Here is a 13,944-nt window from a genome sequence, read left to right as displayed (position 1 = left end):
ATTCCGGACGATCAAGACAAAGGCCCGGCGGACATTCCGCCGGGCCTTTTGTTTCTGGTGCTGTTCACAGGTCAGGCAGGCAAGATCCGGGTCTTTGCGAACATCGGAACATGCGCCTCGAAACCGTCCAGCCAGGTGACGAGATGCGGCGCCTGCTGGCGCCAGGCGCCCTCGAAGCGAAGGTCCAGATAGCCGAGCGCGCAGGCAAGGGCGATCTGACCGGCATCCACCCCGTTGGCCACCTTGACCGGAGCGGGAGGGGCAGCCTCCAGAGAGGACAGGGCGCGGGAGACTTTCTCCGCCTGATAGCTGAGCCAATCGGCCGAGCGTTTTTCCTCCGCGCGGAAGCGGGTTTCATAAACCTGCAGGATGCTGGCATCCTGCATGCCGTCGGCCAGCGCCTGCAGGCGCAGAACCTCGAACCGGCCTTCGCCTGCCGGGATGATGCGGCCGCCACCGGCGAAAAAGTCCAGATATTCAACGATCACGCGGCTGTCATAGAGCACGGTGCCGTCTTCCAGGATCAGCGCCGGGATCTTGCCGAGCGGGTTCTGCAGGCGAATCGTGTCCGCCGGATTCGTCGTGTCGGTGGCCTGTATCTCGATCTTGTCGAAGATGCCGAGAACGCTTGCGGCAATCTTGCACTTGCGGCCGAAGGGGGAGGCAGGCGAGGAGCGCAGAATGAGCATCGGGCTGAAATCTCCTTTGTGGGGACGTCAGTTGTGCATGCCCTTGGCGCAGGCGCAAGGTCACTGTGCATGCCTTCTGCTTGCCACACTCCGCAGCGGAGGTCCCTGTCAGGGGGCCGGAACGTCGAGGCTGGAGGCACGGCAGCCGCTGCGGTCAACGGAGGGGCAGGCCCGGAACTCGAGGTCCTTCGTCAGGCAGATGCGCAACTCTGTCAGGATACCGCGGTTGCAGGAGACGGCCATGCCTTCCCGGGTGAGGCCCGGGTTCACCGCAGCAAAGGCGGCCTCGGCGCCTTCGGGACTGATCCTGCCGCGGCGTGTCATACGGGTGAAGGTTTCGGGAATGCGGATCTTTTCGAAGGCCTGGCGGGTCTTGGAGAAATAGTCTGACGGCGGCAGGCCGGAGCAGGTGCCATGTTTGCGCCACTGATGCTGGATGAGGCCCTGGCTCGGCATGATGTCCAGCATGGACCGGATGTCACCGGCGGAGGGCGGAAGGTCACGCGGCAGCGGACAGTAATCAGGCCACCCCCGTTCACGCTGCGGCCACAGGCCATGGACGATGAAGCGGTAATTCTTGTCATTGCCGCATTGCTGCGGGTCCGCGCGCTGCCGGTTCAGTTCGCAATAGGCGGGTGACCATGACAGGGCGAGGACATAGAAATCGAAGGGCTCGGGCGCGCCCCTGTTCTGTGCTGCAGCCGGGGACGGCAGCAGCAGTGCAGGCAACAGGGCAAGCACAAGACAAGCCAGACGCATCAAGGCGCAGGCCTTTGCCGGAGATGTCTCATGATCGATGGTCAGGGCCGGATTGCCTTGCACTTGCCGTCATGCACATGCCACTTGTCGAGGCCGGGCAGACAGGCCTGCACACCCCAGGTCTGGCCGAGAAAGCCACGGTCTTCCACGATACGGAAGTAGACCGTCTGCTGCGTGCCATTGGACAGGGCCGCGCGGCCGGAGCAATAGCGCTGGGCGAAAGGACTGCCGAGGGGCTCGCGGTAAGCGGTCTGCGCAATGCGGTCGATGGCTTGAATGGTGATGCCGTCCCTGTAGTCCTTGTCTGCTGCGGCGATACGGGCCATGGCGGCGTTGAGGACGGATGGCGTCTCACAGGCCGGGAGACGGCCGGGCGCGGGGGCAGATAGCGCAGGGGAAGATACGCCCAGCGCTGCAACAAGGCCTGCGGCTGCCAGTACGATGGAACCTGACTTCAGAAATGCGCGCATTTCGCGGAACCTTCCCTTGCAAAACATGCCTAGAAAATCCGCGAAACCTTGCGGGAAGCCTGCGTCCCCGTCAAGCGGTGTCTCTCATACCCGCCCTTGGTGAACCAACTCCACGGAGCGCTGGTCAAGCCGGTGCGGAGCAAGTGCAAGGCATCCCGCACCAGCCGGCAACGTCTTGATATCATTCGTCCAGAAGCTGGAAGATCCGGGCAGATGCCCCCGGCCCTTGCGCCAGAACCTCTGCCAGCCAGGGCAGAGTGTTGCGCATCTCTTCCGCCAGCGTAAAGGGCGGATTGATGATGGTCATGCCTGACCCCTTCATCGGACGATCGGGTGAGCTGTAACCGGCGTTGAGCTCCAGGACCAGCACATCGCGCAGCTCCGCCTCTTCCAGCGTCCGGTGGAAGCGCTCCACGCTCTTGCGGTCCTTGAGCGGATACCAGGCCAGATACATGCCGCTGCGCCAGCGCTTCCAAGCCTTGATCATCCCGTCCGCCATGAGTTCGAACTCGTTGGTGACTTCGAAGGCCGGATCAATCAGCACAAGGCCGCGCTTTTCCTTGGGCGGCACGAAGCTGCCAAGTGCCAGCCAGCCGTCCAGATGGATGGTCTTTACCTGCCAGTCGCCTTCAAACCGGGCGGCGAGCGTTTCGAAATCGGCGGGATGCAGCTCTGTCAGCGTCAGCCGGTCCTGCGGGCGCATAAGGGCACGGGCCAGGGCAGGGGAGCCGGGATACTGGGTGAGTTCGGTGCCCGGGTTGAGTCCCTTCACCACATCGAGCCAGTCCGCCAGCACGGGTGCTGCCTTTGCGGGCACGTCAGCCGCCAGCACCTTGGCGATGCCTTGCTGCCATTCGCCGGTCTTCTGCGTCTCTTCGGCGCGCAGATCATAGCCGCCAATGCCCGCATGGGTGTCGATGATGCGGAACGCCGCGTCCTTGCGCTGCATGTAGGAGATGCAGCGGGCGAGAACGAGATGTTTGAGGACATCGCCGATGTTGCCGGCGTGATAGGCGTGCCGGTAATTCATGTGGTGTTCCTCATGTCGAAAGATGCGGCGCTCAGATGGGCTTTATGGGGAAGAGGCGTGTCTGGCAAGGGGAGCTTCGCGGCTCCTGGGTCCGGAACAGGAGCACAGGCGGGGCGCTGCCGGCTTCATGGCGCGGCTCGGTGTCTCCGGCGCGTCTCAACAGCCCGTGCCGGATCGGCTGAGCACAGCAAGGCGGCTGCCGCTGAAAAGAAAAACGGTGGCCCTCCGGGGAAGGCCACCGCAATCTCACCGGACCATGGGTCCGGTATCAGGCCAGATCAGTCGTCGTAGCCTGCATCGTCGTCCTGGCCGTCCTGCTCGCTGGAGGTGGCTTCACCTTCCAGAGCCTGCAGGTTCACAGCCTTCGGGCCCTTGCCACGGCGATCCGGCTCGGTCTCGAAGGAGACGCGCTGACCGCTGTCCAGAGCCTGGAAGCCCGAACGCTCCACAGCCGAGATGTGGACGAAGACATCGGCGTCGCCGTTGTCCGGGGTGATGAAGCCAAAGCCCTTGTCGGCCTTGAAGAACTTCACAGTGCCCATCTGGCGCGGGCCGCGCTCGACCGGACCGTCGAACTCGGGACGCGGACGGCGCGGGCCGCCATCACCGTCACCACCGCCGCCGAAGCCGCCACGGCCACCGCCGCCGCCGCCATAACCGCCGCCACCGCTGCGTCCGCCGCCGTAGCCGCCGCCGCCGCCATCACGGCCGCCGCCGTAACCGCCGCCGCCGCTGCGTCCGCCGCCGTAGCCACCGCCGCCGCCTTCACGGCCACCGCCGTAACCGCCGCCGCCGCTGCGTCCACCGCCGTAGCCGCCGCCGCCTTCACGGCCGCCGCCGTAACCGCCACCGCCGCCTTCACGGCCACCGCCGTAACCGCCGCCGCTGCGTCCACCGCCGTAGCCGCCACCGCCATCACGGCCGCCGCCGGCAGAAGCGTATTCCTCGCCACCGCCGTAACCGCCACCAAATCCGCCACTACGGCGGGGGGCGCTATAGTCACCACCGCCGAATTCACTGCCGCCGCCGCCGAAATCGCTGCCGAAGTCCTGCGGACCGCCGAACTCACGCTTGCCGCCGCGCCGTCCGCGCGAACGCCGGTCCGAATCGCCATCGTGCATTGCTGAAACACCCTATTTGCGTGCCGTCTTCACGGCTCCGACCCATTCCTATCTCTCCCGCACCGAAGTGCGGACGTTCCATGCAGCCTGCTGACCCCGCAAGGCCAACGGACTTGCCACTGCCAACAACATGGTATTGGGAAGAAACAACGCTGCCGCAACCCGATCCAATCCGCCGCAGAATTATCATAGCTGTGAAAAACGGCTCCCGGCAAGCGAATCCTTACCGGACGATGGTCTAAAGGTCACAAATGCCGCAACGTGATTTGGGCACCTGCGCTCTTGCTGCCCAATTTGCGGGAAAGCTGCTGCCTTCTGCCTTCCAATCAGGCATTTCAAGCTGTGTTCCGCCAATCCGGGGATCTGCCGTCCGGCTTTCCATCTGATCTGCGGCTTGCGGGGGGAGGGGCTGCAGGCTACTGAAACTGCAGATGCCAGCTTTCAGGAGCCCGAAATGACTTCAACCGACGGTGATGCGATGCAGGATGGCCTGCCGCCCGTGCAGATTGCCGTGATCCCGGTGACGCCCTTCCGCCAGAATTGCTCCCTCATCTGGAACCCGCGCAGCATGAAGGGCGTGGTGGTGGATCCGGGCGGTGACGTCGAGATCATTCTGGAGACAGTTGCAGCTTACAAGGTCGAGGTGGAACGCATCCTCATCACGCATGGCCACATTGATCACATCGCCGGCGCTGCCGATCTTGCCGATGCGCTCAAGGTTCCGATCGAGGGGCCGCATCTGGCGGATCAGATGCTGATCGACCGTTCGGAAGGTCAGGCGCAGCAGTTCAACATGCCGCCGTTCCGGAAGATCGAACCGGCCCGATGGCTGGACGAGGGTGACACGGTGGATATCGGCGGGCTGGTGTTCCAGGTGCTGCATTGCCCCGGCCATGCGCCCGGTCACGTGGTGTTCTTCAATGCGGAGCTGAAGTTCGCCATTTCCGGGGATGTGCTGTTTGCCGGATCTGTCGGCCGCACCGATCTGCCGGGGGGCGATCATGCCACGCTGATCCGCTCCATCCGGGAAAAGCTGCTGCCGCTGGGCGATGACGTCACGTTCCTGCCCGGACACGGCGACCCGTCCACCTTCGGTCACGAGCGCCTGACCAATCCGTTCCTGCGCTGATATGAGCCAGATATGAAAGAAGGGGCCGCGAGGCCCCTGAGGTTGATGACAAAGCAGGTTTTCTTCTCTTTCGTCATGGTCGGGCTTGTCCCGGCCATCTACAGGCCATCGATTTCTATAGATCCTCGGCACAAGGCCGAGGATGACGATGGAGAAGCAGCAGGTTTGTCAGCAGTCTGAGGTGCCTTTCGGCCCCTTTGTCATGTTCACAGAAGCGATCTCAGCTTCTCGAGTTTCTCGTTCACGAGCCAGCCGTAATAGTTTTCCTGGGGCCAGGTGTTGCCGCTGCGGCGGAACTGGGCCGCCCGGTTCCAGGAGTCGCCAAGGTTATAAAGAGTTGCCGTGATCCCGGGATTGTTGGAAATGTCCACATCGCCGACGATCCGGTAGGCCTCGATCGCATCCTGGATGATCGCGGCCATGTAATGCAGCGAGATGTTCGGATCCATCGTTGCCTGATAGACATCGCGGGCATTGTCGGCGGTCAGGCGCTGCATCCGGCTCTGGCGGGCGACCCGGTCTGTCATTTTCAACACCGTGAGCGGGCTGAGCTGGCCGAGGCCGAAGCTCTGGCCCGAGAAGAGCGGCTGGAAAAAGGTCTCGTTGAAATTCGTACGGGGATAGCGCGTGCCGTCCACGCTCTTGCCGCGGAAGTCGCTGTCCCAGACCCGTTCGTAACAGGTCCACAGCTTGTTGCTGTCGTTCTGGGTGGCGCCGGTGTTGCAGGCGCTGAACTGCGGCTTCTGAACGAAGTCCGTCACGTTGACGCCGCCATGGGCGAAATTCAGGCTGACACCGGCATAGGACAGGGCCTTGACGTAATAGCTCTGGGCGCTGTCGAGACTGTCATAATTATAGGTGTGTTCGCCAACGATAGCGCCGATCATATGGACCGGGTCGATGTCATACCGGGCGGCAACGCGCTTGATGTCGGAAATCAGAGCCGTGTCACGGCGCAGCACGCCCAGAACGCGCTCAAACTTCGCGTCATAGGTCGAGCGCATGGCTGCCGTGCGGCGGGCCGAGGCGAAGGGTATTGCGGGCTGCTCCGCATTGCGGTTGCCGGGAGGCACGCTGCGCGGAGCAGCAGAAGCCTCGGCAAATGCACCAAGGAGAACCGAAGCCGAAAGTCCTGCCGCTGCAAGCTGACGCGCGGCAAATTTCACACTGCGTCCCGTCAGACGCAATCCATTAAACATGCTCATGCCTGACTCCAGGCCCCCGCCGGGAGAAATAGACGGGGCTCTCCGCAAGATACAAGTCCAAAACAAGGAAACTCACCGGAACAGCCGTGGAACCTGAAAATGTGTTGTTTCCAGTCCACAATGCAGTGCTCTCAGGCGTGCGAACCAATACGCGAGGCCAGCGCCCGAATCAATGTCTGCGGCCGTTTATACCGCATCATCCAGAGCTTTGGCGGCAAGGTTTCTGGCAGGTGTTGCGGTTTTATATCACGTCTTTGTGTGCCGTTGCGTCAGTCTGGGGAAAAACGGAGACGCTGCAAGGCCTTGACGGAAGATGGGAGCTTTGACGGAGCCAGTCTTCAGCGGCGCGCCGGCCTTGGTCCCATGCGCAGGCGCACCGGTGCCGGTACCTGCATCAGGTCCAGAAACTCCCGGTGCTGACGCAGGCCGCAGAGCTCGCGCTGGATCACCACATGCCAGAGTGCTTCGGCAGCCTCCTCCAGCCGGTCCTGATGACGCGATCGAAGCCTTTCGTCCTCCGGGGCTTCGGCCAGACGCCGGGCGGCACCTTCGAGCCGGGCCAGAGCCTCATCCAGCTTGCGGGTCAGGCGGGCGAGGGTTCCGGCCTTCTCTGCCATCACCTCTTGCGCAAGGGCGGCGGCGAGCGGGTCCTTGTCTTCCATCCTGTACTGGCTGGGCGGGCGTACGCTCATCGCGGCCTGTCTCCCGGTGGGGTCATTCTCTGCGCCTAGGCGGGGGCGTGGCCCGTTGCTCCGCCGTGGGTCAGCAGGGCCGACTTGCGCCAGAGCCATGCCATTGTAGCCAGTTTCAGCAGACAGGGAACCGCGGCATAGGCAATGCTGAGCGCAAGCGCCGTCTGCGCCGTCAGCGGTGCACCGGGCTGATAGCCTGCAAGGCCCAGCGCCGGCAGGGTGAGGCCTGTTGCCAGCGCCAAGGCGCCCTTGGTGAACAGCGCCATCACGGCATAAAGACGGCTGGCGGCCCCTTCGCTGCGGCTGCGGGCAATGTGGTCGGCAAGGATCGAGGCCGGCAGAGCCAGATCCGCCCCCAGCGCAAGGCCCGAGAGCAGGCAGATGGCCGTGTAGGCTGCGATATCACCCTCGCCGATGAAGATGGCCCAGACGAAGGTGAGCACGCTCAGGCCCATGGAGGCGGCCCAGGCCTGCAGCTTGCCCATGTGCCGGGACAGCACCTGCCACAGCAGCATGGATGCGGCACCGGAAAGGAAATAGGCCAGCAGGAACAAGCCTGTGAGACCTTCTGCGCCCAGCCGGTCGCGGATGAAGAAAATGACCAGAACCGCCGGAATGGCGCTGGCGAACGTGTTGGCCAGATAGATGGCGAAGAAGCTCCGCCGCCACCGGTCGCCCGTCACATCCTGCCAGCGGAACGCAGGGCTGGTGCCTGCGGCCTCCTGCGCCAGCGGTGCATGGCGCAGCCAGCGCAGCAGCAGCACCAGCGCAAGCGCCAGGAGCGGCAGATAGAGCCAGGCAAGCCGGGAGAATGCCGCTTCCTTGCCTGCGCCCTGATCCAGCACCGTTGGGGCAATGGAGGCCAGCAGCAGGCCGATCAGCCCCAGCGCCTCGCGCCATCCGGCGATACGGGTGCGCTCATGCTCGGCGGCGATCCACAACCCGCCGAGGGCCTGCAGGTTGATGGCGACAATGGAATAACCGGTGGTGCAGAGCAGGATGGACAGGGCGAACCAGCCGAGTGCTCCCTCCCCGGCGGGCGGTGTGAACACCATGAAGAAGCCCCCTCCCAGCAGCAGGCTGCCCAGCATCAGCACCAGCCAGCGCAGATGGGAAAAGCGGTCGCTGAGGCTGCCGATCAGTGGATCCTGGACTGCATCCACCAGCCGCAACAACAGAAGCACTGTGCCGAGGCTGGCGAGCGGAACGCCCAGTGCGGCCGCATAGAAATCCGGGGCGTGCAGATAGACGGGCAGCCCGGCAAAGGCGAGGGGCAGCGCCATGAAGCCATAGGCGAAGAGAGCCCCTTTGCCCTTGCGCTGGTCTGCGGAAGCTTCCGCGGGCAAAGGGGCACTCATCAGCGGGCAGATCCGGTCAGGCTGGCCTGCAGGCCCGGGTTTGCCGTGTTGTCGCCCAGCCAGATGGCAAAGAAGCGGCGGGAGAATTCGGCATCATTGATCGTGCCGATCCGGCGGCCGTCCTTGTAGAAAATGGCCTTGCCGGAGGCATCGCGAACGCCGGTGATGGAAGCGCCCTGTGCCACATCCGGAAAGATGGCGCGCATCTGGTCGCCCCATTGCTTCAGCTTGGCCTCGTCCCGCAGGCCCTGACGGCGCATTTCATCGACGGAGCGTTTGGCAATGTCCGCGCCCTTGAAATTGCGCAGATACGTCAGCTTCAGGGCGAAGGGTTTCGACGGCGAATAGCGGCCCTGGGGGGCGTAGAGTTCTGCGTCAAAGACGCGGAAGCCGAAATAGGTCATGCGGCCCTGGCCGACGAGTTCGGCGGACGGGACAAGCCGGGCGGCCGGACCGGCGTCGGCTGCTGCCGTGCGGGGCATGGCCGTGACGGCCAAAGCCAGCAGCAGCCCCATGACGAAGGCCATGACGATACGGCGCGACTGGGTACCGGTGAAGCCGCCTGCTATGGCGTGGGACATGCTGCGCGCACGCGCGGCGCGGATGGCGGGCTGCTGATCTTGCGGCGGGGTGATGGTCATGAATTCATCCTCCTGTCTGCCATTCCGTTTCAGGCCTTTACGCAATGCAGCGCGGGCCGGATTGTTCCTTGTTTGAACAAGAGGGCAGGTGGAGTTTCACGGGAGCGTGATGCCGGCTCTGCCGGGGTTGAGGCATGACGGCTCGAAAAGACATAGACGCCGCATGGGCTTGACCAACTCCCGGTGAGCCAAGCTCTTTGGGAGCCGGGATCAGAGGCCCTTCTCGAAGATCTCCCGCGCGCGGCGGCCCTCGGGGGAGTTCTGAAAGCAGATATGGAAGTCCGGGGTTCCCAGGAGCCGGCTGTTGAACTGCAAGTTTCCGGCTGCGTCCTTCAGATCCTGCGTGTTGGCGGTCAGGTGCTCGTAGACCTTGAGATCGATCACCGCGGCGGCAATTTTCCCCTCGACGAGATTACGCAGGTTCTGCTCGTCGCTGGTGGCTTCAACTGCGTGGATTCTGCCCGTTGCGACCAGAAGATCAAACATGTCCTCATTTTTGTAGCCGCGGACCGTGCCGATCCGCAGATCTGCGAGATCGCCGATCCTGTCCCATGTCACGGGCCCGCTGCGGTGCTCGGCCAAGCCCAGTGGGCTTTTGTCAAAAGGCTGCGAGAAAAGACAGCGGTGACCGTCCGCTTCTGCATCCGCCTTGAGCGAATAATATTCGGGAAAGACGCCCGCATAGGCCTCGTTCTCCGCCGCCAGCGACACCGCCCGGTGCCACGGGTGAACCTCTATGATCACAGCCTGCCCGGTCCGGCTGAAGGCCTGCCTGACCGCATCTGCCACGGGACCGGAACCATCTGCGAAAACATGAGGCGGCCATTCCAGTGTGGTCAGCCGCAAGGCCGGTTTCGCCTCTGCACCGGCTTGGCCCGAAGCCAGCGGCACAATCAGTGCCGCGAGGATGGCGGAGTATCTGAAACACTTCCGTGCTCTGCCGGTCAGACACCTCACCATGCCCCCCTCCCACAGGCGCCAGATCGCTCGCGCAGTTTGTCCCGTTCCGCTTAAGGCCAGGTAACCGGATGATGTGCTTATACCAAGTTCGCTGAACCCGTTTCCTGAGTGCCTGGACCAGCTGGCGCAGTGATGGAGCACTCACAAGGCATGATGGTGAAGCCGGGTTGCTTGCTACCGGCCGGTCAAGTCTTGAAAATGCTCACGTGCCGCACGGAAATGGCCGGTTTCTGGTAATTCAGGGGCAACCGGATCTCGCCGGATCTGGCATGATATGTCTGCGCCACCGCACTGTGACGTTAAAGGTTAAATAAAACTAACGCAAAGTCAACTGGAGCAAGTCCAGCAAAAGCGGGAACCGGTTTGCCTCCGCAGTTGCGTGACAACAAAGAGAGGAAGCACGTTCGGCGGCTCCTTTTTCATCGGCCTGCGCTTATGCCAAGGCTTTCGATGCTGACGCATCACGCTTTGAAGTTGCTCAAGCGTCGCGCGGGCTTGACCAACTTCCGATGCGTCGAGCGCATCGAAAGTTGGGATTAGCGCTGCGGAGCAGGCGGGCAGGCCACATCACCCGCTCTTGGTGCCATGCCGCCCCCCGCAATCACGTTGGATGAGCCGGTGGCGATACAGCCTTCCTTTGGCGCCGACAGCCGCACGGCGGGCTGCCCTTCAATGAAAAGCCCCGGCACGGTCTCGAACATGCCCGCCGGGCATCCCGCCACATCTGCCAGCCGCAGCGCCGGGCGCCCATTGATGAACACCGACCGTGCCCCCGTCACCGCACAGGCCGGCAGCTCCGCCCCTGCCGCCAGAACCGGGGCAGGGATGAGAGAGGGCAGGGCGAGGGCCGCAGCGAGGAGGAAGACGAATGATTTCACTGTCCAGGCCTTCCTGTCTTGCGGGAGCGGCCTTTGCGTCGTTTTTCGTCTGCCGGGTCTTCGTAGGAGCCGATGCCGGTCTTGCCGCGCGGGGTGAGATGCGGAGCGTCCTCTGCCTGGATGACGGGCTTCTTCGGCAGCGGGCCTGCATGGGCCGGCACTTCCGTGCGGCCGACGGTCATTTCGTCCAGCGAGTTCTTGCGCACCTTTGAGCTCGGCGCTGGCATGCTTGAGGACTTGGCCGCCCGGGCGCGGTCGGCCGCCGTTTCCTTCTTCTTGCCGCTGGCGCCTTCCTTGGTGCCGCCTGCGCCATAGAGCCGTTCGCCCCGATAGCTGCCGCCTTGCTCTTCCACATCGGACTGGCGGGCCAAGGGATCGCTGCTGAGGGCAAGCTCGGTTGCCTGCAGGCGGCGGATTTCGTCGCGCAGCCGGGCGGCGGTTTCGAAGTCGAGATCGGCGGCGGCTTCGCGCATCTGTTTTTCGAGGCTTTCCAGATGGGCCTTGAAATTGTGCCCGACCAGATTGCCGTCCTCGGCAAAGCCCGCATCCACGGTGACGTGATCCTGCTCGTAGACGCTTTCCAGAATGTCGCCGATGGAGCGCTTCACGCTTTCCGGGGTGATGCCGTGCTCGGTGTTGTAGGCGATCTGCTTCTCGCGGCGGCGGGTGGTTTCCGCCATCGCCCGCTCCATGGAGCCGGTGATGTTGTCCGCATAGAGGATGACCTTGCCATCCACGTTACGCGCCGCGCGGCCGATGGTCTGCACCAGCGAGGTTTCCGAGCGCAGGAAGCCTTCCTTGTCCGCGTCCAGAATGGCGACCAGCGCGCATTCGGGAATGTCGAGGCCTTCGCGCAGCAGGTTGATGCCCACCAGCACGTCGAAGGCGCCAAGGCGCAGGTCACGGATGATCTCGATGCGCTCCAGCGTGTCGATGTCCGAGTGCATGTAGCGCACCCGCACGCCGTTTTCGTGCAGATATTCCGTCAGATCCTCGGCCATGCGCTTGGTCAGGGTTGTGACCAGCGTGCGGTAACCCTTGGCAGATGTCTCGCGCACCTCGCCCAGCAGGTCGTCCACCTGCGAGGAAGCGGGGCGCACCAGAACCGGCGGGTCGATCAGGCCGGTGGGGCGGATCACCTGCTCGGCGAAGACGCCGCCGGATTCGTCCAGCTCCCACTTGCCGGGCGTGGCCGACACGGCGATGGACTGGGGCCGCATGGCGTTCCATTCCTCGAAGCGCAGCGGCCGGTTGTCCATGCAGGACGGCAGGCGGAAGCCGTATTCCGCCAGCGTCGCCTTGCGCCGGAAGTCGCCCCGGTACATGGCGCCGATCTGCGGCACGGTGACATGGCTTTCGTCAAGGAACACCAGCGCGTTGTCCGGCAGGTATTCGAACAGGGTCGGGGGCGGCTCGCCCGGCTTGCGGCCCGTCAGATAGCGCGAATAGTTCTCGATGCCGGCGCAGGAGCCGGTGGCCTCCAGCATCTCCAGATCATACATGGTGCGCTGTTCCAGCCGCTGCGCTTCCAGCAGGCGGCCGTGGGCGTGCAGCTCTTCCAGCCGCTGCTTCAGCTCGGTCTTGATGGAGCGGGTTGCCTGCTGCAGCGTCGGCTTGGGCGTCACATAGTGCGAGTTGGCGTAGATCTTGACGCTCTTCATCTCGCCGGACTTCTTGCCGGTGAGCGGGTCGAATTCGGTGATCGACTCCACCTCGTCGCCAAACAGCGTAATGCGCCAGGCCCGGTCCTCAAGGTGGGCCGGGAACAGTTCCACCGTGTCGCCGCGCACCCGGAAGGCGCCGCGCTGGAAGGCCGCGTCATTGCGCTTGTATTGCAGCGCCACCAGATCGGCCAGCAGCTGGCGCTGGTCGATGCGCTCGCCCACCTCCAGCGCGAAGGTCATGGCCGTATAGGTCTCGACCGAGCCGATACCGTAGATGCAGGAGACGGAGGCGACGATGATCACGTCATCGCGCTCGATCAGGGCGCGGGTGGCCGCGTGGCGCATCCGGTCGATCTGCTCGTTGATCGACGATTCCTTCTCGATGTAGGTGTCCGTCCGCGGCACATAGGCCTCGGGCTGGTAATAGTCGTAGTAGGACACGAAATATTCGACGGCATTGTCCGGGAAGAAGCTCTTGAACTCGCCGTAAAGCTGCGCCGCCAGCGTCTTGTTTGGTGCCAGGATCAGTGCCGGGCGCTGGGTGCGGGCGATGACCTGCGCCATGGTGTAGGTCTTGCCCGAGCCGGTGACGCCCAGCAGAACCTGCGTCTGCTCGCCGCTTTCAAGGCCGGACACCAGCTCCGCAATGGCCGTGGGCTGGTCGCCGCGGGGCTCATAGGCGGATTTCAGCACGATCGGCACGCCGCCTTCGGATTTCTCCGGCCGGTCGGGCCGGTGCGGCACCCACAGCTCGCCGTTCTTGTGCAGCGGATTGCCGCTTTCGATCAGCGCGGACAGAGCCTGTACGGTGGCCGTGGCGCCCTGATTGCCGGACAGTTCCGGCAGGGCGTTGCGGCCCTTCTTCTTTTTGTTTTCCTTGAGGTGCTGCTCGAGCTTCTCGGCCTCTTCCAGCGAGATATCGAGCCCGGCCACCGGGTTGAGACCGCCCGCTGCCCGCTCTCTGGCGCTTTCCGCCTTGCCGATGGAGGTGCCGCGCGACGAGCGGCTGCCGGTTTCCGCCTTGCCCTTGCCGCGTGCAGCCTTGCGTGGCGCCGCATCTGCCGCCGGTGCGGGTGGTTCAGCCGGAAGTTTCTCCGCCGCTCCCGCGATCTCTTCCGCCCAGTCGGCAATCGATCCCGACAGGTTGACGGATGGCAGAGGCGCTCCCTCAAACGCCGCCTGAGGCGCTTCGCCAAAGCCTTCCGGCTGGCTTGAGGGTTCCGGAGTGGAGGGGGAGACAGGCTTCTTGCTCATGCCGTGCAATATGGGCCGAAACCGCAGCCGGGGAAAGGGGGTGTTGCGGCTTTGTTCTGGCAAGCTGCTTTGTGGCGGCATGATGCTGGCCGGA

General features: G+C 63.9%; 13 protein-coding genes. 1 reads left to right on the top strand and 12 read right to left on the bottom strand.

Annotation, left to right across the window (positions count from 1 at the left end; all coding sequences use genetic code 11):
• Positions 1 to 71: 71 nt before the first annotated feature.
• From ACVNHC_RS09090 to ACVNHC_RS09070, 5 genes are all read right to left on the bottom strand, one after another.
• Positions 72 to 689, bottom strand: a complete 618-nt coding sequence (locus ACVNHC_RS09090; RefSeq protein ID WP_050475021.1) for a glutathione S-transferase family protein — start codon at positions 687 to 689, stop codon at positions 72 to 74.
• Positions 690 to 797: 108 nt separating this feature from the next.
• On the bottom strand, positions 798 to 1,448 hold the full coding sequence (locus ACVNHC_RS09085; protein WP_050475031.1) for a ribonuclease T2 family protein: 651 nt from the start codon (positions 1,446 to 1,448) through the stop codon (positions 798 to 800).
• Positions 1,449 to 1,489: 41 nt separating this feature from the next.
• A complete protein-coding gene (locus tag ACVNHC_RS09080) occupies positions 1,490 to 1,918 on the bottom strand; it encodes a hypothetical protein (protein ID WP_208982813.1) in 429 nt (142 codons plus the stop codon).
• 181 nt (positions 1,919 to 2,099) lie between these two features.
• Positions 2,100 to 2,948, bottom strand: coding sequence for a 23S rRNA (adenine(2030)-N(6))-methyltransferase RlmJ (locus ACVNHC_RS09075; RefSeq protein WP_050475022.1), 849 nt, complete (start codon positions 2,946 to 2,948; stop codon positions 2,100 to 2,102).
• A 278-nt stretch (positions 2,949 to 3,226) separates the two neighbouring features.
• Entirely contained in the window at positions 3,227 to 4,069 is an 843-nt protein-coding gene (locus tag ACVNHC_RS09070) for a cold-shock protein (RefSeq protein WP_019963977.1), read from the bottom strand.
• Between the two features lie 454 nt (positions 4,070 to 4,523).
• Here ACVNHC_RS09070 and ACVNHC_RS09065 point away from each other — a divergent pair, with 454 nt between their 5' ends.
• Positions 4,524 to 5,198, top strand: coding sequence for an MBL fold metallo-hydrolase (locus ACVNHC_RS09065; protein WP_282097392.1), 675 nt, complete (start codon positions 4,524 to 4,526; stop codon positions 5,196 to 5,198).
• Positions 5,199 to 5,404: 206 nt separating this feature from the next.
• Here the strand turns inward: ACVNHC_RS09065 and ACVNHC_RS09060 are convergent, their stop codons facing one another.
• The 7 genes from ACVNHC_RS09060 to uvrB all read right to left on the bottom strand — a co-directional run bounded on the left by ACVNHC_RS09060 (position 5,405) and on the right by uvrB (position 13,850).
• On the bottom strand, positions 5,405 to 6,403 hold the full coding sequence (locus ACVNHC_RS09060) for a DUF1402 family protein (protein ID WP_457167045.1): 999 nt from the start codon (positions 6,401 to 6,403) through the stop codon (positions 5,405 to 5,407).
• A gap of 338 nt (positions 6,404 to 6,741) precedes the next feature.
• A complete protein-coding gene (locus tag ACVNHC_RS09055; protein ID WP_209004878.1) occupies positions 6,742 to 7,095 on the bottom strand; it encodes a DUF6665 family protein in 354 nt (117 codons plus the stop codon).
• 35 nt (positions 7,096 to 7,130) lie between these two features.
• Positions 7,131 to 8,453, bottom strand: a complete 1,323-nt coding sequence (locus ACVNHC_RS09050; RefSeq protein ID WP_457167044.1) for an MFS transporter — start codon at positions 8,451 to 8,453, stop codon at positions 7,131 to 7,133.
• Positions 8,453 to 9,094: a chalcone isomerase family protein gene (locus ACVNHC_RS09045; protein ID WP_457167043.1), complete on the bottom strand. Its 642-nt coding sequence runs from the start codon at positions 9,092 to 9,094 to the stop codon at positions 8,453 to 8,455. The genes ACVNHC_RS09050 and ACVNHC_RS09045 overlap by 1 nt, the downstream gene beginning before the upstream one ends.
• Before the next feature lie 210 nt (positions 9,095 to 9,304).
• The gene (locus ACVNHC_RS09040) at positions 9,305 to 9,883 is read right to left on the bottom strand and encodes an ABC transporter (protein ID WP_457167042.1); all 579 of its coding nucleotides are present in this window, start codon (positions 9,881 to 9,883) and stop codon (positions 9,305 to 9,307) included.
• A 707-nt stretch (positions 9,884 to 10,590) separates the two neighbouring features.
• The gene (locus tag ACVNHC_RS09035) at positions 10,591 to 10,932 is read right to left on the bottom strand and encodes a PAAR domain-containing protein (protein ID WP_186391151.1); all 342 of its coding nucleotides are present in this window, start codon (positions 10,930 to 10,932) and stop codon (positions 10,591 to 10,593) included.
• Entirely contained in the window at positions 10,929 to 13,850 is a 2,922-nt protein-coding gene (gene uvrB / locus ACVNHC_RS09030) for an excinuclease ABC subunit UvrB (RefSeq protein ID WP_457167041.1), read from the bottom strand. Before uvrB ends, ACVNHC_RS09035 begins: the two co-directional genes overlap by 4 nt.
• Positions 13,851 to 13,944 lie beyond the last annotated feature (94 nt).

Source organism: Pannonibacter sp. Q-1, from assembly GCF_054073275.1.
This window is presented reverse-complemented; position numbering and strand designations above follow the sequence as displayed.

What these genes read in the sequence shown, in the direction of transcription:
- ACVNHC_RS09045 (WP_457167043.1), bottom strand. Translation starts at nt 9,094, where the DNA reads ATGACCATCACCCCGCCGCAAGATCAGCAGCCCGCCATCCGCGCCGCG.
- ACVNHC_RS09075 (WP_050475022.1), bottom strand. Translation starts at nt 2,948, where the DNA reads ATGAATTACCGGCACGCCTATCACGCCGGCAACATCGGCGATGTCCTC.
- ACVNHC_RS09090 (WP_050475021.1), bottom strand. Translation starts at nt 689, where the DNA reads ATGCTCATTCTGCGCTCCTCGCCTGCCTCCCCCTTCGGCCGCAAGTGC.
- ACVNHC_RS09055 (WP_209004878.1), bottom strand. Translation starts at nt 7,095, where the DNA reads ATGAGCGTACGCCCGCCCAGCCAGTACAGGATGGAAGACAAGGACCCG.
- ACVNHC_RS09070 (WP_019963977.1), bottom strand. Translation starts at nt 4,069, where the DNA reads ATGCACGATGGCGATTCGGACCGGCGTTCGCGCGGACGGCGCGGCGGC.
- ACVNHC_RS09080 (WP_208982813.1), bottom strand. Translation starts at nt 1,918, where the DNA reads ATGCGCGCATTTCTGAAGTCAGGTTCCATCGTACTGGCAGCCGCAGGC.
- ACVNHC_RS09050 (WP_457167044.1), bottom strand. Translation starts at nt 8,453, where the DNA reads ATGAGTGCCCCTTTGCCCGCGGAAGCTTCCGCAGACCAGCGCAAGGGC.
- uvrB (WP_457167041.1), bottom strand. Translation starts at nt 13,850, where the DNA reads ATGAGCAAGAAGCCTGTCTCCCCCTCCACTCCGGAACCCTCAAGCCAG.
- ACVNHC_RS09060 (WP_457167045.1), bottom strand. Translation starts at nt 6,403, where the DNA reads ATGAGCATGTTTAATGGATTGCGTCTGACGGGACGCAGTGTGAAATTT.
- ACVNHC_RS09085 (WP_050475031.1), bottom strand. Translation starts at nt 1,448, where the DNA reads ATGCGTCTGGCTTGTCTTGTGCTTGCCCTGTTGCCTGCACTGCTGCTG.
- ACVNHC_RS09065 (WP_282097392.1), top strand. Translation starts at nt 4,524, where the DNA reads ATGACTTCAACCGACGGTGATGCGATGCAGGATGGCCTGCCGCCCGTG.